Origin of the sequence: Schaalia cardiffensis F0333 (assembly GCF_005886435.1) — a bacterium.
GTDB lineage: Bacteria > Actinomycetota > Actinomycetes > Actinomycetales > Actinomycetaceae > Pauljensenia > Pauljensenia cardiffensis.
Window position 1 is genome coordinate 2,119,482 of sequence record NZ_CP040505.1, and the last position, 19,669, is coordinate 2,139,150.

Sequence of the window (19,669 nt, forward strand, 5' to 3'; positions counted from 1 at the left end):
GCGAGTCCGCGTCAGACCCTGAATCCATGGTCACGCGCACACGCGAGGGTATCGTCTCGACGCGAGAACTCCCACTCTCGATCTGAACTCGAATGGGGATAACCTGGGGATGGCGTGTGGATAACATGGCGCGTCGTCCACATCCCCTGTGGACGCTCGGTGTGTGTTGCGCTGCGTCCGTGAAAACCCCTCGGACTTTTCACGGCAGATTCATGCCATTCCCCCGATGACAGACTTGTCCACAAGTGTGTACACAGATTGTGGATTGAAATTGGAGGCCACATTCGTGGACGGAACCGATAGCCCATCCCCTAACTCTCAAGTGAAGCTTGAAGCTTCGCTTCCTGCTCCTGAGAGCACCTCCAACACACAAGCTAAACCTGGGTTGACCAGGAAAATTCTCACACTGGCGGTCCCAGCTCTCGGTGCACTCGTCGCCGAACCTCTCTTCACTCTCATCGACTCCGCGATGATCGGCCACCTGGGAACAGCCTCACTCGCAGGCCTGTCCCTCGCCTCCCAGATCCTCCAAACTCTCACCATCCTGTTCATCTTCCTCGCGTATTCCACAACCTCGCTCACAGCTCGAGCACTCGGCGCCAAGGACCGACGAGGCGCGATCCGCGCCGGAATCGACGCCTCCTGGCTCGCCGCACTGCTCGGCCTCATCGTCGCCGTCCTTCTCGCCGCACTCGCCCCCGCCCTCGTCAAACTCATGACGACAGATTCTTCCGTCGCGCACGAGGCCGTCGCCTATCTGCGGGCGAGCGCACCTGGCCTGATCGGCATGCTGATCGGCTATTCGACTGTCGGGACACTGCGCGGACTGCAAGACACCCGCACTCCCCTGCTCATCACCGGCATCGGCGCCATCCTCAACATTGGGCTCAACGCCGTCTTGATGTTCGGCCTCGGCCTCGGCGTCATCGGTTCCGGCTTGGGCACGTCAATCGTTCAACTCCTCATGGCGGCCGTGTACCTGTCGATCCTTAGGCGTGAAGCCGTATCGGTCGGCGCACCCCTGCGTCCGAGCGGCAGCGGCATCGCGCGTTCCGCGCTCGACGGTGCGCCTCTGATCGTGCGCGGCTTGGCACTACGCCTCGCAGGCCTTGCAACGATCTGGTCAGCATCGCAGCTCGGATCTGAGGCTCTTGCGGGTTATCAGATTGTTCTGGCCATCTGGACTCTCATCTGCTTCGTCTTGGATGCGCTAGCGATCGCCGCCCAGTCAATGGTGGGCCTCGCCCTCGGGCGCGGGAAGCTCAACGAACTCCGAGAGCTCTTGAGGATCCTGACGATCTGGGGTGCGGGAGCCGGGGTCGTACTCGGCATTGTGATCACTGTTCTTTCGCCGTGGATCCCCTTCCTCTTCGACGCGAGTTCCTCGGTAAGCCCGATCGCGAGATGGGGACTCATCGCCTGCTGCGTCGGCATGCCTTTGGGGGGCGTCGTCTTCACGCTCGATGGTGTGCTTCTCGGCGCTGGCGACAACCGCTATTTCGCGATCGCAGGAATCGGGCAGCTTCTCGTATTCTTGCCGGTTCTCGGGCTCATCGAGCTGTGGCGCCTCGAAGGTGCGGGCAGTATCGAAGTGGTCGCGGCAGCATGGGGCGCGTACGCCCTGGTCTACATGGGTGCGCGCCTGGCGACGAATATGTGGAGGACCTGGTGGTCGCGCTCCGGCCTGCTCGGATCCATGGATTCATCCCTGAGGGAGGGCTGATCGACTTGGGCTTCGTGTTCATTGAGCGCCAACCCGAGGCCTTGTATGAAGCCCGGGAGTCCGACCTTGCCTTCATCGACCGCCAACCCCGGGTCGTGCGTTCTCGATCGAGGGCTTGACGACAAGTGGAGGGGTTCACGACAAGTGGAGGGGTTATAACCCCTCCAAAACCCGCCATTGCCTCCACTAACGCAAAGTCAGAACCCGCACACCGAGAAGACCCCGCCGCCCCCTCCACTAGTGCACCAAAAGCACGAGCACCCTCAAAGCGCGCGAGCAAGAACTCCTTCAACACGCCACCGACCCGCCTCGAGCACTCCACGAGTCTGAGAAACAGAAGCTTCCCCGACAGGACGTGGCCCAGAACTCTCCGGACAGGGTGGCGCACTCCACTGGGCGACGACTAAGCTGGATCCCTGGATTGTCCAAGCTCCCGCAAGGGCATTCCACCGCAGACGAACCCTCGTCTGTGAACGCATGACCCTCCTGTCACGGACCGTCCGTGACCGCAAAGACCATAGGAGGTGGGTACTCACCGTGCGTAACTACGAACTGATGGTGATCCTCGATCCCTCGATCGATGAGCGCACCGTCGCCCCCACGATGGACAAGTACCTCGCGCCCGTGTCCGCCAACGGCGGCTCGGTCGACAAGGTTGACATCTGGGGCAAGCGTCGCCTCGCTTACGACATCCTCAAGCGCTCCGAAGGCATCTACGTTGTCATCAACATGACGACGACCCCTGATGTCGCGCTCGAGCTCAACCGTCGCATGGGTCTCGACGAGACCATCTTGCGCACCAAGCTCCTGCGTCCCGACGCCCACTGAGCATTCACTCAAACCCACCCACCCTTTAGCCCGAGGAGTTGAAATGGCCGGAGATACCCAGATCACGATCGTCGGTAACCTCACCGCTGACCCTGAGCTTCGCTTCACGCCGAGCGGTCAGGCTGTTGTCGACTTCACCGTCGCTTCGACGCCTCGCCAGTACGACTCGAAGTCCGGACAGTGGCGCGACGGCAACGCCCTCTTCATGCGTTGCAGTGCATGGAATGATTTCGCTGAGAACATCAGTGAAACCCTCCGCAAAGGCATGCGCGTGATCGTGCAGGGCAACCTCGTCCAGCGCTCCTACGAAACCAAGGACGGCCAGAACCGCACCGTCATCGAACTTCGCGTCGAAGAGGTCGGCCCTTCTCTCCGTTGGGCGCGCGCCCAGGTTTCACGCAATGAGCGTTCCGACCAGGGCCGAGGCGGCTATCAGGGTGGAAACCGTGGAGGCGCCCCCGCGGGCGGCTCCTACGGGGGTTCGAATGCCGGTTACGGCGCTCCTGCCGGCGGCACCGTCGACGATCCGTGGCGCGCATCCTCACAGGGTGACGCCGCCTTCGGCGAACCGCCGTTCTGATCGGTGTCGGCCACGGCCGACCCGAGCACGTACTGACATCACATCTTGGGGTGGATGAATAGTCCACCCGGATCCAAGGAGACCACCATGGCGAAGCCTCAACTTCGCAACAAGCCCATCAAGAAGAAGGCCAACCCCCTCAAGTCGGCCAAGATTGAGACCATCGACTACAAGGACACTGCGCTCCTGCGCAAGTTCATTTCCGATCGCGGCAAGATCCGTGCTCGTCGCGTCACTGGCGTCTCCGTCCAGGAGCAGCGTCGCATTGCCCGTGCGGTGAAGAACGCCCGCGAGATGGCGCTCCTGCCCTACTCGTCGACCGGCCGCTGATCGGGGAAGGAAATTCGCATGGCTACCACTAAGCTCATCCTCACCCGCGACGTCGCCAATCTCGGCAACGCCGGCGAGGTCGTTGAGGTCAAGTCCGGCTACGCCCGCAACTACCTCGTGCCCCGCGGTTTTGCGACCAAGTGGACGAAGGGCGCGCAAAAGCAGATCGACGAGATCGCTGCCGCCCGTCGTCGCCACGAGATCGAGTCCATTGATGACGCCCGCGAGTTGCGCGACGCCCTCCAGGCCGCCGCTCCTGTCGTCATCTCCGGCAAGGTCGGCACCTCCGGTCGTCTCTTCGGCGCTGTTTCCGGCGCCCAGATCGCCGAGGCCGTCAAGGCTCAGCTCGACAAGGTCATTGATCGTCGTCGCGTCATGATCGCTTCGCCGATCAAGTCCACCGGCGATCACACCGTCGTCGTGAATCTCCACCCGGAGGTCACTGCGAAGCTCAAGGTTCGCGTCATCGCCGAGTGATTCCTCGCCCGCGTCACAGTCTCGTCTGCGCCTCAATGGACGAGGACGAGGCTGCGTGCTGGAGTTGAAGGGGATGACCTCGAGTCGCTGAACCTTATGAGGGGCCCTCGATCCGCAAGGATCGAGGGCCCCTTACATTCCTTTCAAATCTACACGATGCCACAGCGCACGCTTCTTCCATTTCAAAGCGAGCTGACTGCCGGAATATGTCATATTTTCATCCTCATTGCTGAGCAGTGGGCTTCGCCCCTTCACAAAGACTCCCTTGCAACCAGCACTCGAAGCGTGCCACACAGGCCCAGAGGCCGAATACTCTTGCCGCGATGCAAGGCACGCGAGCACAAGCTACCTCCGCTGGCGAATCCGACTGATACTTTGAGCGGTTCACCATTGAGCACATTCCCTTAGGGCCTGCTTTATTGTAGATTGACAGTATTCTTGTACGCGTTTTCTGAAAGATTGTCTTGATGCCACTCGCTTCGTCCTTACGTTTTATGCTCGGTTCTGCGCTGACGCTCGGCCTCCTCTTCTCAGGTGCCGCCTCCGCAGCCACAATCGACCCGATTTCTCCTCATATTGATCAATCCTGCGCCTCCGGTTCCCTCAGTGAGGGGCCATGCGAGATTCCACATTTCGCCATCACTGATCCTCAAGAAGAATACGCAGTGAACCCAGGGGAAACTCTGACATTGAGTGGAACCGGATGTATTGCCGACTTCCCAACAAAGTTCGAAGCGTGGATGCTCTTTGAAGAACCCGCACGTCGAAGCGATCTCCCGTCTCCCACTCATGTGACGCATGATGTCGATACCGGTTCTTGGACCGCGACCTTCACTTTGCCTGATGAGCCCGGCACGATTCCGGTGTCATTTCATTTCACGTGCTCATCTGTCGAATCGTTTTTTGAGGCCCGCAGTTCCAGTCGCCTGCGGCTGTACTCCAGAGTGAATGTTCTTCCGAATTCACAAGAGGAACCGTCTACACCTCAAACCTCACAAGAGGAACCGCCCACACCGGAAACACCCTCGGATCCTCCTGCAGAACCGAGAATCACGCTCACTCAGTCTGATGTTGAGATCGGGGCTCCCCTCGAGCTTTCCGCCAGCGGCTTCGATCCTGATGAAGAGGTCGAAGTCTGGCTTCACTCCGACCCGATCAGACTTGGCATGATCAGAGCTGATGCCTCCGGTAACGCCTCCGGAACTTTCGTGGTGCCCGATAATGTACCCGCTGGCAGCCACACGGTGAAGTTCATTGGCACGACCTCGAAGAAGACCGCTCAAACGCCCATCACTGTGAAGAACAAAACGACAGCTGAGAAGGCGAGCTCGTCATCGCCCGCAGGCACTGACGCTTCTTCGAACACTGACAACGCCTCCTTCTCGTCAGCCTCCGGAAAGGCCACGAAAGAGCTTGCGAGGACCGGCGCAGATAGTCTTCCCGTCCTCTTTGCTGCAAGTCTCATGAGTCTCGTTGGTCTGGGTGCGCTTGTGCGTCGACGAGTGCGAGCATAGTTCCCTGATCGCAGTGCGGGGTCGCTGTGAGCATCGCATGCTCACAGCGACCCCGCACTTTTCATGAGCCTGACTGGAACAGTTCAGGGTGTGACGCTAGAGAATCTGGTGTGGTCTGTTGCTCAGAGGAGGGATCTTCCGATGAGGGCTGTTTCTGGCTTTGCTGCTCTAAATAGCTGAGCAAGGGGAGGGAGTAAGGTCGCCTGACAGCGGGACTCACCCATAAAAGGAGGTTTTGGCGATGTGTGGAGGGGCTATATCCCCTCCACTCACGCTGCCGCGACTCTACCCTCCACTCATGATCCCTTCGCCCACGCAAGCAGAACTTAAGGAATCCCTCACTCTCAAGATCCTTCACTCATACAAGCGTGCCTTGACTTCCACTTCCGCTCATGTTTCTGCACCAAAACTCTATGAAAGCACCCTCAGGCAGGTATTCGCGTACCTGCCAGTGCGATTGTGAACACCGTCGGTGAGGATTTAGCCCTCGAAGGCTGCGTGGGGGATCGCGACGATTCGTGCCGGAGCCGCAGCCCCTAGGCAACCATGTTCAGCTTTTGCTGGACCACGTGCGCGCGTAGCTCCGCTCACCATGCAGGGGTCGGGATAAAACACGGACGAACGTTGGTCTACGGGAGCGGGAATTACTCGCCATTAAGGGGTGGGGTGAAACAATCAACCGTGCCACTGCTCTAAGGTCGGCAGCGGCCAGTGCGCCTGTGATTGACACCCTCGTCCAGGACTAGTGCGAAGAGACCCGAGCAGTAAGTGGCAGACACCATTGCCTCTCCTCAACCACCGCACGCAGGCACCCAGGAACCTAAAGAACACAGCTGCATGCTTGCAAAACGACGCAGCACTGTCCTTGGTCTCGGCAGTCAGGATCTTGAGGAACCACGCGCAAATAGCCTTCGACACCCCTAGAGGCTTCCCCACATGCTCAGCGGGCAAAGAGGCCAGAACCCCAAGGGTGCTAGAAGCACAAGGAATGGACACTGCCACTCCTGAAACCAGACAAAGCGAGCGCCACGAAAACTGCCTCCGATTCCACCTATCCGAGTGCAAGCAAACGCCGCAACCAAACGAAAAGTCATGGTCGGCATCAGCTCCACTTTTCCAGGTGCGAGTAGATGCCCTGCGACAGGAATCTGACGAAAAACCAGGAGCCTGGGCGAAACACCGACTGAAACCAAACGACAACCTCCTCATCACAAGGCTCAAGAGCACACACGTGCAGACCGCACAGCGCAACAGCTCCGGGTTCTCGTGAACAGAAGGCTCCTCAACCGGCCCTCAGCATCAACCGAGCCCAGCAGCTCCTGAGGCTCGTAGGCACACAAGCCTCAGGTCTGCCCGGTGCACACCCTAGGGTTCGACTGCTGCGCCTCCGCCGCCGTTTCCACCACCCTCATTGTGCCCAGGGTTATCCGCGCCATCGTCGTGCCCGTCATGCCCGCCGTGCTCCTCATGTCCAGGCTCAGGGTTACCACCTGGGTTATTCGGGTCGTTCTGACCGGGGTTTTGAGACCCCTGATTCGAACCTTGTGAAGGCTGTTGGCCTTCCTGCGGCCTGCCGGAATCGGAGCCCTGCTCTGAGGAGCGCTGCCCAGAAGATTCTCCTGCGGAGCCTGCTGATTGCGCATCATCTTGGGAATCGTTACGAGACTTCGAATTCCTGTTCGTCTTCACATACCAGTCGAAACCACCAGTAGGCATTCCCTCAACAGCTGTCTGCATGTACTGGGTCCACACATCAACCGGCCAGTCGCCGCCGTGGAATTGGTCGAGTCCCCCGATGTTCGGCAGAGGGGCGGAGTTCCCGTCCTCGTCGGACCCGTACATCGACACGGCGGACACGAGGCCGGGGACAAAAGCCACGAATTGAGCGGCGCGCTGCTCTTGTGCGGTACCGGTCTTGCCTGCCGTTGTGAAGCCCCGAAGGTCCTGCGAAACCGATGATGCGGTGCCATCCCCCTTCGTCACCGCCTCAAGGGCAGGCATGATCGAAGAGACCTCCTCGACGGAGAACACTCGATTTTTGTCCGTGGGAGCCGTGTAGATGACGTTGCCTCTTGGACCGGTTACCGAGCGGATAATGTGCGCGTTGACGCGTTCACCGCCGTTCGCGATCGTCGAATAGGCGGTCGCGAGGTCAATATTGTGGGGCGAAGCGTATCCGAGAACGTTGAGGAGAGTTCGATCGAGGCCGAGGGTCTCCTCCGGGATTCCCGCGTCAATCGCCGCCTGCATGGTCGCTGCTGGTCCAATGTCTTTGTTCAAGGCGACATAGGAGGTGTTGATCGAGTAGCTCGTCGCCTTGATGAGGTCGACATTCCCGAAGGAGTATCCGCCGTCATTCTCTACAAGCTCCGACAATCCGTCGAAACGTTGAGGGGAACGCCCCGAATAGGTGTCATTAACTGAGCCGCCGGCACGCGCATTCGCGAGCAGAGCGAAAGGCTTGAAAGTCGAGCCCGCCATCGCGATGTCCTGAGTCACGGCGTTTTGCTGGCGCTCCAAGTAATCCGAACCCGCGTATTCGGCGACGATCTCCCCCGTATTCGGGTCGATTGAAGACAATGCCACATGCATGGTGGCGGGGTTCCAGCCCTCGACCTGTTTCATGCTTTCAGCGGCCGCCACTGCCGCATCCTGCTTCGCCCGGTCAATCGTCGTGACGATCTTCAGGCCACCATTGGCGATCTGAGTCTCGTCGATAGCTCCGGAGGCGATGAGTTCCGAACGGGCTTGCTCGATGAGGTAACCGTTCGGACCGGCGAAAGTCTCACTCTCCACCTGAAGAGGATCAATCGTCTCGGGGAAAGTTGCAGCATCCGCTTCCGACTGGCTGATCCACCCGTCCTCGACCATGAGGTTGAGGACGCGCGCCCACCTGTCTTTCGCCTTGTCCGGATCCTCAGCCGGATCCCAGGCCGAGGGCGCGGGGATGATTCCTGAGAGCATCGCGGCTTCGCTGAGGCTCAGTTCGCTGGCCGGGTGTCCGAAGTATGCCTGAGAAGCGGCTTCAATGCCGTAGGAGCCGCGACCGAAGTAGATTGTGTTGAGATAATTGCCGAGGATCTCATCCTTGGACTGTTCGCGGTTGATTTTGATCGCGAGGACCGCTTCTTCAGCTTTTCCCCTGTAAGAAGAGGTGGTTTCACCGACGTAATATCGTTCGACGTACTGTTGGGTGAGGGTGGAGCCGCCCTGACGCGATCCCGTCACCACGTTGGTGAAAAGTGCACGGAAAATACCTTTGAAGTCGACGCCGGAGTTCTTGTAGAAAGTGCGGTCCTCCGATGCGACAACCGCCTTGCCGACGTAGTCGGGCAGGGTCGAGGGGTCGATGATCTCTCGGTTGATGTCACCGAGTGAGCCCATCTCAGTCGAGCCGTCGGAGTAGTACAGCGTTGATTTCTGCTCGAGCGCCAAGTCCGAGGCCGCCGGAACGGCCAAGCTCGTGTACATGTAGAGGAATGCCGCCAGGGCTGAGATCAAGCCGACGAGAAAAGTGAAGACGAAACCGAGGCCGATCTTCTTGCCCAGACCTCTCTTTTTCTTCGCCGAGGTCGGGGCCTTCTTCGCTGTTCTGCCCGCAGCCTTCGCTGAGCTCGCAGATGCTGAGGCGCTTCCCCGGGATGCACCGAATGATTCGGGGGGCAGAGGAGGAAGACTCAACTCGGGGGCGCCGTCGGGTAGAGCACTTGAATGGGCTGCCTGGCCCCCATTGATGATTGAGCGCCGGACATTGGAGGGTTTAGGCGGGAGAGACCTCGAAGGATCCGATCCCATGATCTCGTCCCAGTTCTTCTTCCCATCGTTTCTCGCCACAAATTCAACCTTTCAGCTGGGTCTGCACTCCAGCGTAGGGCCAGAAGCCGTGAATCTGCCGATTTCGTGACAGTTCCAACGTTACGAATCGTTATTCACAGCAGATGAATAAAAGCTCGCCCACACTCGTAATCGGGATCGTCTGGCCTTGAAGGAAGGAAGCATTGTCAGCGGGGCGTGTTGGCTCGCACTGAGGGACCTGGACATCTCCCCCTGCTTGTGACCGTGCGGAGCATCAGAATCCACACTCACTGGCCCAGCCCCGCTCTGGAGCCTCTTCCTCGGGATCAGTCCCATTGCTCCTCGGGACGACCTTCTTCAGCCCACAGGGTGTGGAAGGTTCCCGGCTTGTCGATGCGCTGGTAGGTGTGCGCGCCGAAGAAGTCGCGCTGCCCTTGAATGAGCGCGGCCGGAAGACGCTCGGCGCGAATCTGATCGAAGTACGACAGGGAGGATGCAAACACGGGGATCGGCACTCCGGATGTGGCCGCGAGCGCGACGATCCGACGCAAGGAGGGCAGGCACTGCTCGAAGCGCTGTGCGAAAGGAGGGGCGGCGAGTAGGAGGGGGAGTTCAGGATCCGCCTCGTAGGCGGAGGCGATGTCGTCGAGGAATCCCGCCCGGATGATGCATCCTGCTCTCCAGATCCGTGCGATCGCGGCCTTGTCGATGTTCCACTCATGAACCTGGGCTCCAGCGGTGATCTCGTCGAATCCTTGCGAATAGGCCACGAGTTTCGAGGCGAACAAGGCGCGGCGCACGTCGTCGATGAAAGTATCGGGCTCACTGATCGTCAGTGGGAGTGCTGCGGCGTCAAGACCGCGAGCAGCCTCGCGCTGAGGAGTGGCGCAAGATGCTCCGCGCGCGAATGTTGCCTCCCCGATTCCCGTCACGGGCACGGCCAGATCCAGTGCCGTTTGTACCGTCCACTTGCCTGTGCCCTTCTGGGAGGCCTGGTCGACGATGACATCAACGAGGGCGCAGCCGCTATGAGAGTCTTTTTGACGCAGGACCTCGGCGGTGATTTCAATGAGATAGGAGTCGAGTTCGCCCTCGTTCCATGTTGAGAACACCTCGGCGATTTGCGCGGGGCTCAGGCCCAGTCCCTTGCGAAGAAGGTCATAGGCTTCGGCGATGACCTGCATGTCGGCGTATTCGATGCCGTTGTGGACCATTTTCACGAAATGACCTGCGCCGTCGGCTCCGACGTGGGCGCAACAGGGTTCGCCCTCGTAGTGGGCGCTGATCTTTTCGAACATGGGGCCCAGGCGCGTGTAGGACTCGATCGTGCCTCCGGGCATGATCGAGGGTCCCCATAGGGCACCTTCTTCACCTCCGGAGACTCCTGCGCCCACGAAGTGGAGGCCGAGTTCGCGGGCGCGACGCTCGCGTCGGATCGTGTCGGAGAAGAGGGAGTTGCCGCAGTCGACGATGATGTCACCTTCTTCCATGCGCAAGGCGAGCTGCTCCATGACGATGTCCGTGTCCGGGCCGGCCTTCACCATGATGATCGCGACGCGCGGGCGGGAAAGGGAGGCGACGAAGTCGTCGAGTTCGCTCGCAGGGACGAAGATGCCTTCTGAGCCGTCGCCGTGCGCGGCCATGAGCTTTTCGGTTCGCGCGGGAGTTCTGTTGAAGATCGCGGTCGCGTAGCCGTTGCGAGCGAGATTGCGGGCGAGGTTTGCTCCCATCACTCCCAGTCCGAAGACTCCGATATCAGCTGAGGCTGCTTGTGGGGTGAATGCGCTCATGCGTGTTGCTCCTCGGTTTCGGCTTGTCACCACCCTACGGCCGAGGTCGCCCTCGTGCAGCACAGCCTGGGCCTTGTTGTCCGCGCGCCTGTATCTTCCGTGGTCTTCGCTCGCCGACGCCCCCTGATTCTCCCCCGCCACATCCCCCACGGCCCAAGAGTCGGTGAGAACACGAAGATGGGGTAAGCCTTCATCACCTGGACCACCCCGACTCAAGATGTGGCGGGAGCGCAAAAGTGGGATCAGGCCCATCGCCTGGCCCGTGGCCCGAGAAGTGGCGGGAGCAAGAATCGTGAGTGTGCAAAGGTGCGCTTGTCCTCATTATCCCGAGGTGCGGTAGTCCTCATTATCCCGGGGTGCACTGGTCCTCGTGGAGGCAGACTCTCACTGACACTGCAAGACTGAAAGTCTTTCCCTTCCGATTTCACACATCAGTGAAAGTTTTTCCCTCAGACTGCAAATATCACTGCAAGTTCTACACTGTGAGTTTCAGTCTTGGGCGCCGTTTTTCACATGTTCAGGAGCCTGAGCCGCGCGCTTCGCCTTCGCCGCAGCCTTCTTCTGGCGCTTCTGGGCGACCATCGCCTCCCAGTGCGCCTGCTGCTCCTCGTACTCGCGAGCAATCTCTCGTACCTCCTCCGAAGACCACCACTCGAGGAGAGCCTCACGGGCCGCTTCCTTCCCCATCGGCCCCTTCTCCATACGCATGCCCATGAGGAACTCAAGCGCCATCTTCACCGCGCGTGAGGGACGAAGGCCCAGGATCTCCATGACTTCCTGACCGTCAAGATCAGGTCGGATCGCATCCAGCTCCTCTTGCTCGCGCAGGGTCGCGATCCGGGATTCGAGGTCGTCGTAAGCGGCGGAGAGCATATTCGCCTTACGTCGGTTGCGGGTCGTGCAATCGGCGCGAGTGAGGCGGTGGAGACGTTCGAGGAGCTCACCGGCGTCAGCGACATAACGACGCACCGCTGAATCCGTCCACGCGGATTCCCCATACCCATGGAAACGCAAATGCAGGGCGACAAGAGTCGACACGGCCTCAGTCGTGGCCTTATCGAACTTGAGGGCCTTCATGCGCTTGCGCGTGAGTTTCGCACCGACGATCTCATGATGATGGAAGGACACCGTCCCGTTCGGCTCGAAGCGCCGGGTCATCGGTTTGCCCACATCATGCATGATCGCCGCGAAACGCAAAATGAAGTCGGGTGCGGGGACGGGCCCATCCTCGTCTGTCTCAAGATCCATGGCCTGCTCGAGGACGGTGAGCGTGTGCTCGTACACATCCTTATGGCGCCTGTGCTCATCGACTGTGGACACCAGTTCAGACAATTCGGGAAGAACGATCTGACACACACCAGTGTGGACCATGAGTTCGAGGCCGCGACGCGGGTAGGGCGAGACGATGAGACGCTCCAATTCGGTGCGTATCCGCTCCGCTGACACGATCTGCAGTCGCGGGGCCATCACCTCCATCGCCTCCATGACATCGAGGTCGACATCAATGCCGAGCTGAGCCGTGAAACGTGCAGCCCTCATGATGCGCAAGGGGTCATCATCGAAGGACTGCTCGGCGGTGACGGGGGTGCGCAGACGAGCCTTAGCCAAGTCCTCAAGACCATGATGCGGATCCACTAGGACCATCCCCGGCAAGCGCATGGCCATGGCGTTCACCGTGAAATCGCGGCGCGTGAGGTCCCCTTCAAGGGTGTCTCCGAAAACGACCTCGGGCTTGCGCGAGCCGACCTCGTAGGAGTCACTGCGGTAGGTCGTCACCTCGACGACCAGGTCTTTCTTTCGCCCGCCGATCGTGCCGAACTCTTTGCCGATGTCCCATACTGCCGCACCCCACTGCGCCAGGAGCTCCTCGGTGCGTTCAGGCTTTGCTGAAGTCGTCAGGTCGAAATCGTTCGGCGTAACACCGAGGAAGGCATCGCGAACGGGACCTCCGACTAGGGCGATCTCTTCGCCTGCGGCCTCGAAAACGCGGCCGAGGTCGAGGATCTCCTCCGGCAATGCGCCAAAGGTTCGCTGCGCATTCGCCAGCAGTGTTGGAATATCGGAGTCGAGGGGAACGTGGTTTTTCGGGCTCATCGCCTCTCAGGATGCCATGACCTGATGCCCGCAGGCCACGAGCTCGAGGGCGAATGGAGCATGAAGTCACCCACTGCCCGTACACGAATTTCTCAATTGCCCCTAAGTGGGAGTGTCGGGAACGAGGGCGGGAGGGCAGCTCAACGCCCAGGCTGGCGCCAGTCGAAGCGGGAGCATCCGGCGCCGGTCGAAGCGAGAGTATGAGGAACGAGGGCGAGGGGCGCCTGAGGAGACAGGCACCCGAGGACACACTCGAAGCGTCATCTCATCTGCGCCTCCCTGATCGAAGCATCCCACAGGGGCGTGGCGAATCCGACTCGGCGCAGGAACAGCGTGCTGAGGTGACGGAATGCTCCGAACGGGCGTGGCGAATCCGACTTGGCGTGGGCAAAGCGCCTCCCTGCCTCTCGCCGACTAGAGTGGACTCATGCCTGCCAGACCGACGAACTTTCGACAGGGGGTTCCCAGCCCCCCGCGTCGTCGTCCCTCTTCGCACGCATCCCACTCTCATTCGCCTCACCTTCCCGTTTCTTCCGAGACTTCAGCAGGAGGCATCGTCGTCGATGTCGTTGACGGGATCCCCTACGCCGCCTTGATCGCCCGGCGCAACCGCGCAGGCCGGATTGAATGGTGCTTGCCAAAAGGCCACCTCGAAGCAGGTGAAACTCCCGAGCAGGCCGCCCTGCGCGAGGTCGCCGAAGAGACCGGTATTCATGGAAGGATCATCCGTCACCTCGCGAGCATCGACTACTGGTTCTCCGGAGCAGACCACCGCGTCCACAAGGTTGTCCACCACTATCTGATGGGCTACGAATCCGGTCTCATCACCGTTGAGCACGACCCGGATCACGAGGCCGAGGAAGCCGCCTGGATTCCTTTGAAGGACAGCTCCCATCGACTCGCATACCCCAATGAGAGGCGAATCGTGGCGATCGCCCTCGACCTTTTGTATCGGGGACTGTAAATGCGGCGCGCTCGTCCTGCTCTCATCACAGTGCTGATCTCCATGAGCCTGCTTATCATCAGCGTGTTCGCTCCAGCGCCCGCCCTCGCCGATGAAGAGGTGTCCCTGCCAGGGGTTTCGGATCCCCAATCACGCCCCTCACTTTTTGCGAAAGCCTCCTCATCTCATGGCATTGAAGTGTCGATCAATTCACTCTCGCCGAGGGTGATGAAAAACAATGAGGACCTGGTCATCTCGGGTGCCTTGAGGAACACTTCAGGACGCACCCTCACAACTCCCGCGATCCTCGTATCCATGTCGACGACACCCCCCTCGTCCGTGATGGATCTCGAAGAGGAACTCGATGTGGATGCGCAGATCGGGTCGACGATCAGTGCGACGAATCTTGAAATGAACCTTGAGGCGGACGCTTCTCATCGTTTCGAGCTACGTATTTCCGCTGAGAACTTGCCTTTCGACGACGAATCCGCGTGGGGTCCGCGGGCCCTCACCGTTGAGGTCTTCTCAGATGGCGCTTCGGGCCGGGATGCAACGATCGCACTTTGGGACTCCGGGGCTGATTTCGCTCCCTCGCGCCTCAGCGCTCTTATTCCTTGGACTTCGGTCAACACTGAGGGAGAGGAGGAGGAACGCCGCGCAGCGCTTGCCATCGCCTCAATCCCGGGGGCGACTCTCGCGATGGATGCTGCGCTCCTACCCTCCCTTCCTCAAAAGGATGAGGAGATAACTGAGCAGAAGACTCGTGAGAAGGTGAAAACCGATGAGGCTTTCCTCCGCTCCCTTCTCACCCCCGGTCGTGAGATCGTTGCCCTGCCGAGGGGGGACGCCGACCCGGGAACTGTCACTCTGGCGGGGAATTCAGAGTTGAGCACGCGCTTGACAGAATCGATTGAAAGCTTCCCCGCATCTATCGCGGAGCTGCGCAAACTTTCGGCCAAGAACTCCGATGACGAGGCCTCCCCCGAAGGCTCGCAAAGCTCTCAGTCCGGGGCGCAATCCTCCTCTTCCTCTGATTCCAGCGAATCACAAGGAGGCAACGTCAACGCAAACGGCCAGGGCAACGGAGTGCACAACGACAAGCAGATGCCCCCCGCTTCTCCTTCACAGGATTCGCAGGACACCGAGGACGAGGACGCGGCTCCGGCTTCAATCATTCGTCATGTCGCCTGGCCCTCTGCCTACACCTTCGGGACCTGGCAACTCGAAGCCGCGAAGAATGGGGTGAGCATCGCACCACTCGGGCGACTCGAACCCGATGAGGACTTGGACTTCACCTCACTTGCCCTCGCAGAAGTGGACACGACCACAGGGGAAATCTCCATGAGAGGGGCGAGTGAGCAGAGCGCGAGGGTCCTCATCCCAAACGTTTCACTCTCGCAGATCCTCGATTGGCAAACGACGAACACTGCCGATGAGCTTGATGCCGAACAGGCCCTCCAGGCGATCACCGCGATCATCGCCCATGATCGTCCGTCTTCTTCGCGAACCGTGTTCCTCACCTCCGATCGTTCCACCGCTCCGAACGCGGATCTTGCGGTCAGGGTCCGTGCTCTTTTCGACTCGCCGTGGGTAACGGGAATCAGCTTTTCAGATATCGCGGAGTCTGAGCCGACCGACGTGGAACGCATGATCGTTGAGCCGGGTGCACTGTCCTGGGAGGGAGCTACAGCCGTTTCCACTCTGAGCGACGCCCTCATCTCGGCGTATTCTTTCGCGAATGCGACGAGCGACCCGAAGGAAGCTCTTGCGGAGATCGAGGGTGAGATCCTCCCAGTCATCTCAGCACGATTCTCACCCGACGAGCAGCTCACCGCAGCCTCCCAGTTCTCTGCGAGAGTCTCGGGTTTGCGTTCACGTGTGGCCACAGAACCAGCGGGGGCCGTGAACCTCATCAACAAGTCCGCGGATTTTCCCGTGCGGGTCCGTAATGATCTGCCTTTGGATGTCACCGTGAAGGTGACTCTCCTGCCCTCCGATGCGCGACTGAGGATCGCCCACTCCTCTGAAGTGACGCTCCTCGCAGGCGCAGTCTCGACCGTCACTGTTCCCGTTGAAGCTATCGGTTCAGGCGATGTGGAAGTGACGTATCGGATTACGACTCCCGATGGTTCGGTCCTTGAGGATTCACGGAAGGTCCTCGTGCGTTTGCGCGCAGGCTGGGAGGATGCGATCACGATCAGCGCAGCGGCAGCTTTCGCCCTCCTCTTCATCTTTGGCCTTGTGAGAACACTTCGTCAACGTCTCGACAAGAGAAACGAGGAGAGTACTGCGAGCCCGGGCTCGCCTCAAGCTACCGAAGAGCATGATCCCCTGGAAGCCGACTCCACCCCCGACGGGGACTCCAACACAATCGACCAGCAGATGGGAAGCTGATGACCTCTGAAACGGCCCCCGAGCGAAGCCCCTCTGCGAAGCGCTCGTCGATTCTGCGTGCCAGTGCGATCATGGCTTCCGGCACGATGGTGTCGCGCATCCTCGGGTTCGTCCGTTCGATCATGCTGCTCGCCGCGATCGGCGCTGCCGGAGGTGGCGTGTCAGCCGCGTTCCAGACGGCGAACACTTTGCCGAACACGGTGTTCAATCTCCTCGCCTCCGGTGTTTTCGATGCCGTCCTCGTCCCCCAGATCGTGGGCGCCTTGAAGCGCAAGCACGATGGTGAAACCTATGTGAACCGTCTCCTCACTCTCGCGGGGACCCTGCTTTTCATTGTGACGATCCTGTCGATGGTCGCCGCGCCTCTTCTCGTCGTCATCACGGCCGCGGGCTATGACTCGGAGATCCGCACCCTCGCGATCCTTTTCGCGCTTTTGTGCCTGCCGCAGTTGTTTTTCTACGGCTTGTACAACCTGCTCGGTGAGCTGCTCAACGCTCGCCGCGTCTTCGGCCCGTACATGTGGGCGCCGGTCGTCAATAACCTTGTCGGGATTGCGGGCCTGGGCGCTTTCCTTGCGATCTGGGGCAGTTCGGAGGACCGTATTGAGGTCGCGGACTTCACCTCCGCACAGTTCTGGCTTTTGGGAGGTTCGGCGACTCTCGGCGTGATCGCGCAGGCGCTGATCCTTCTCGTGCCGATGAAACGCGCGGGAATCCGTTTCACGCCGGACTTCCACTTCCGCGGCACTCGCTTCGGCTCCACCTCGAAGGTCGCTGGATGGACTTTCGCGACTCTTGGGGTCAGCCAGGTCGGTGTCTTATCGACGAATAACCTGGCGGCCCTCGCGGATGCCTATGCGAAAACCCATGACGGAGTATTCGCGGGGATCAGCGCCTACGCGACGGCTTTCATGATCTTCATGCTCCCCCAGTCGCTCATCACCGTGTCCCTCACGACCGCGATATTCACCCGAATGGCCGAGGCCGTGGCCGATGGCGATGATCGGGGTGTTGCCGCACAGTACACGATGGGCGTCCGCACGATCACCTCGCTGACTCTGCTGGCCGCCGCGATCCTTATCGCGGGTTCGGTTCCGATGACGCAAATGGTTTTGCCCTCCTATTCGAATCAGGAGATCATCGCCGGGTATGCGTGGATCCTTGCGGCACTCATGCCGGGCGTTGCCTCTACGGGCATGGTCCTCATGAGCCAGAGAGTCTTCTTCGCCTACGAGGATGTGAAACCTGTGTTCCTCATGGGCATCGGTCCGACGATCATTCAGGTGATCGTCGGCTGGGGCATGTATTTCATGACGGGCGCCACCTGGTGGGTTGTCGGCGCCGCCCTCGGTGAAACTGCATGCCGCCTCGTGCAGGGTGTCATCGCCGTGGCTTGGGTGTCGAAGCGCAACGCATTCGTCGACAAGGCGTCACTGCTGCGCTCGTACTCCTCCTTCTTCGCTTCCGCTCTTATCGCAGGTTTGCTTGCGTTTGGGGCCTTGTGGGCTGTGGGCGTTCACACGATCGTGGAATCGACCTCGGCGCGCATCAGCATTGCGACCGGGAAGATGCTTCTCGTGACCCTGATCGCCTCCTTCGGATATCTGATCGCGCTTCGCTTCATCGCCCCAGGTGAGTCGGCTCGCACGATCGCCCCATTGCTCGCCCGCTTCAAGGTTCCCAACGGGGTGCGCATCCTCCTCGCCGCGCCGCTTCAGACGAGTCCGAGGAAGGTCGAGGATAATGGCTGACGACCACCGCAACGACATTGGGGGATTCATGGACGAGGACGCGATGCACAGCGCAGGGGAAGGCTCCTGCCCTGAAGAACCCCTGCCGAGCTTTGAACAGGTCCTCCACTCTTTAGAAGATGAAGTGAAGGAGTCTTCTTCTCCTGTGCACGAGGGGATTGAGGAGGCTGCTTCTCCTGCGTCAAAGAAGGAGGCGTGGGCCTCGACAGTGGTCTCCAGCGCTTCTGCTTGGACATCAAAGATGCGCGAGAAGATCGTGTCGGCGAAGGACTCGCTTCGCTCCTCGCAACTGGACAAGCCTGCTGAGGATCTTCCCCTGCCTCCACCTCCCCCCGACTCCTCGCTTCCCCCGATGCCGCCCGCCCCCGAGGATGGGGGAGCTGAGATTCAAGGAGCGAACTCGCAGGCTGTTGCCGCAGATGGAGACCCGCTCTCCCATCCCGACACTGCCCCTGCCCATCCCACCACTGCCCCTCCCCACCCCGCCAGCGCCCCTGCCGGAGGAGACGAGGAAAACGCTTCCAGCGGCGCCACAACGAAGGGCACTGGTATCCCAGCTCCGATTGCGCAAGAGCCCGTCCAAGAAGAGAAGTTCGAGGAGCCCATGGTCTTCGAGACAGAATCTGGCAGCAAGGATCCCTCGAAGGGGCAGTCCTCGAAACGCCACAACACGACCCCCACGCTGATTTCCGGTGCCCTCGAAGAGACGAGCGCCATCCCGACCATCGCAGGTGCGTCGGGTGGCTCTTCGAAGATTCCCGGGCAGGGGCATTTAATCGACCCGACAAAACCGACCCTCATTTTTGCCGCTGTTCTCACCATCCTTGCCGCGTTCTGGTCCTTCACCACAGCCTTCAAACCTGTGAACAGTATTGATTTCGCACAGTCGCTCGCCGATGCTCAATCAGCGGCTCATGGCGCTGGGGACGGCTCGGAGGAAGATGGCCATTCTGCAGAGGGACTCGCTCCGAAGATCAGCTCCGTTTCGGTCCTGTCCTGGTCGGATGATCAGGGGGATCACCCCGAGCAGGCCGTCGCGATGATTGACGGCGACTCCTCGACCTCCTGGCATTCGCGCTGGTTCGAGAACAATCAGTTCCTTGACGAATCTGCTGTGACTCTTGTTGTGAAGCTTGAACGCACTGCGACAGTCTCATCCGTGACCCTTGAGATGGATCCTTCGACTTCGGGCGGACAACTTGTCGTGCGCAATGTCACTGACCCTTCGAATCCTCGGAACGGAACACAACTCACGACTTCAGCGTTGTCTCCTTCAACGGAGATCAAGCTCCCCCAGCCCGTTGAAACCTCGATGCTCGCATTGTCCTTCAGGTCCATGCCGACCTCGGTCGACGGGAACGAGTGGGCGTGGGTCTCTGAACTGTCCGTCCAATAGTCCCTGCAGGCAGGCACTTTTTCTCAGGTCCCCGCCCCTCAGGTAGTCCGCCTT

General features: G+C 60.2%; 13 protein-coding genes. 10 read left to right on the forward strand and 3 right to left on the reverse strand.

Annotated features, from left to right (window positions below):
- Nucleotides 1-385 precede the first annotated feature (385 nt).
- The 6 genes from FFA61_RS08700 (at nt 386) to FFA61_RS08725 (ending at nt 5,452) form a co-directional block, all read left to right on the forward strand.
- Nucleotides 386-1,723, forward strand: coding sequence for an MATE family efflux transporter (locus FFA61_RS08700; RefSeq protein WP_242600869.1), 1,338 nt, complete (start codon nt 386-388; stop codon nt 1,721-1,723).
- A gap of 537 nt (nt 1,724-2,260) precedes the next feature.
- Nucleotides 2,261-2,551, forward strand: a complete 291-nt coding sequence (gene rpsF, locus FFA61_RS08705) for a 30S ribosomal protein S6 (RefSeq protein WP_040313584.1) — start codon at nt 2,261-2,263, stop codon at nt 2,549-2,551.
- A 43-nt stretch (nt 2,552-2,594) separates the two neighbouring features.
- Nucleotides 2,595-3,131: a single-stranded DNA-binding protein gene (locus tag FFA61_RS08710; RefSeq protein ID WP_005962845.1), complete on the forward strand. Its 537-nt coding sequence runs from the start codon at nt 2,595-2,597 to the stop codon at nt 3,129-3,131.
- An 87-nt stretch (nt 3,132-3,218) separates the two neighbouring features.
- Nucleotides 3,219-3,461 (forward strand): 30S ribosomal protein S18, encoded by a 243-nt coding sequence (rpsR, locus tag FFA61_RS08715; protein ID WP_005962843.1) that lies wholly within the window; start codon nt 3,219-3,221, stop codon nt 3,459-3,461.
- Between the two features lie 18 nt (nt 3,462-3,479).
- Nucleotides 3,480-3,938, forward strand: coding sequence for a 50S ribosomal protein L9 (rplI, locus tag FFA61_RS08720; RefSeq protein WP_005962842.1), 459 nt, complete (start codon nt 3,480-3,482; stop codon nt 3,936-3,938).
- Between the two features lie 467 nt (nt 3,939-4,405).
- Nucleotides 4,406-5,452, forward strand: coding sequence for a hypothetical protein (locus tag FFA61_RS08725; protein ID WP_131247221.1), 1,047 nt, complete (start codon nt 4,406-4,408; stop codon nt 5,450-5,452).
- Between the two features lie 1,365 nt (nt 5,453-6,817).
- Here the strand turns inward: FFA61_RS08725 and FFA61_RS08730 are convergent.
- The 3 genes from FFA61_RS08730 to FFA61_RS08740 form a co-directional block, all read right to left on the reverse strand.
- Nucleotides 6,818-9,286, reverse strand: a complete 2,469-nt coding sequence (locus FFA61_RS08730) for a transglycosylase domain-containing protein (protein ID WP_005962835.1) — start codon at nt 9,284-9,286, stop codon at nt 6,818-6,820.
- Nucleotides 9,287-9,573: 287 nt separating this feature from the next.
- The gene (gene gndA, locus FFA61_RS08735) at nt 9,574-11,037 is read right to left on the reverse strand and encodes an NADP-dependent phosphogluconate dehydrogenase (RefSeq protein WP_040313583.1); all 1,464 of its coding nucleotides are present in this window, start codon (nt 11,035-11,037) and stop codon (nt 9,574-9,576) included.
- Between the two features lie 489 nt (nt 11,038-11,526).
- Complete coding sequence (locus tag FFA61_RS08740; RefSeq protein ID WP_005962828.1) at nt 11,527-13,131, reverse strand: CCA tRNA nucleotidyltransferase; 1,605 nt, start codon at nt 13,129-13,131, stop codon at nt 11,527-11,529.
- Between the two features lie 427 nt (nt 13,132-13,558).
- Here FFA61_RS08740 and FFA61_RS08745 point away from each other — a divergent pair, with 427 nt between their 5' ends.
- The 4 genes from FFA61_RS08745 to FFA61_RS09645 are packed head-to-tail and all read left to right on the forward strand — an operon-like array spanning nt 13,559 to nt 19,615.
- Complete coding sequence (locus FFA61_RS08745; protein ID WP_005962825.1) at nt 13,559-14,095, forward strand: NUDIX hydrolase; 537 nt, start codon at nt 13,559-13,561, stop codon at nt 14,093-14,095.
- Nucleotides 14,096-16,468 (forward strand): DUF6049 family protein, encoded by a 2,373-nt coding sequence (locus FFA61_RS08750; RefSeq protein WP_005962822.1) that lies wholly within the window; start codon nt 14,096-14,098, stop codon nt 16,466-16,468.
- Nucleotides 16,468-18,219 (forward strand): murein biosynthesis integral membrane protein MurJ, encoded by a 1,752-nt coding sequence (gene murJ, locus FFA61_RS09640; RefSeq protein ID WP_005962820.1) that lies wholly within the window; start codon nt 16,468-16,470, stop codon nt 18,217-18,219. Before FFA61_RS08750 ends, murJ begins: the two co-directional genes overlap by 1 nt.
- The gene (locus FFA61_RS09645; protein ID WP_005962817.1) at nt 18,212-19,615 is read left to right on the forward strand and encodes a hypothetical protein; all 1,404 of its coding nucleotides are present in this window, start codon (nt 18,212-18,214) and stop codon (nt 19,613-19,615) included. The genes murJ and FFA61_RS09645 overlap by 8 nt, the downstream gene beginning before the upstream one ends.
- The last annotated feature ends 54 nt before the right edge of the window (nt 19,616-19,669 follow it).

Coding starts and splice junctions, on each gene's coding strand:
- rpsR (WP_005962843.1), top strand. CDS start 3,219: ATGGCGAAGCCTCAACTTCGCAACAAGCCCATCAAGAAGAAGGCCAAC.
- FFA61_RS08740 (WP_005962828.1), bottom strand. CDS start 13,131: ATGAGCCCGAAAAACCACGTTCCCCTCGACTCCGATATTCCAACACTG.
- FFA61_RS08725 (WP_131247221.1), top strand. CDS start 4,406: ATGCCACTCGCTTCGTCCTTACGTTTTATGCTCGGTTCTGCGCTGACG.
- FFA61_RS08750 (WP_005962822.1), top strand. CDS start 14,096: ATGCGGCGCGCTCGTCCTGCTCTCATCACAGTGCTGATCTCCATGAGC.
- rplI (WP_005962842.1), top strand. CDS start 3,480: ATGGCTACCACTAAGCTCATCCTCACCCGCGACGTCGCCAATCTCGGC.
- FFA61_RS08710 (WP_005962845.1), top strand. CDS start 2,595: ATGGCCGGAGATACCCAGATCACGATCGTCGGTAACCTCACCGCTGAC.
- FFA61_RS09645 (WP_005962817.1), top strand. CDS start 18,212: ATGGCTGACGACCACCGCAACGACATTGGGGGATTCATGGACGAGGAC.
- FFA61_RS08745 (WP_005962825.1), top strand. CDS start 13,559: ATGCCTGCCAGACCGACGAACTTTCGACAGGGGGTTCCCAGCCCCCCG.
- murJ (WP_005962820.1), top strand. CDS start 16,468: ATGACCTCTGAAACGGCCCCCGAGCGAAGCCCCTCTGCGAAGCGCTCG.
- gndA (WP_040313583.1), bottom strand. CDS start 11,037: ATGAGCGCATTCACCCCACAAGCAGCCTCAGCTGATATCGGAGTCTTC.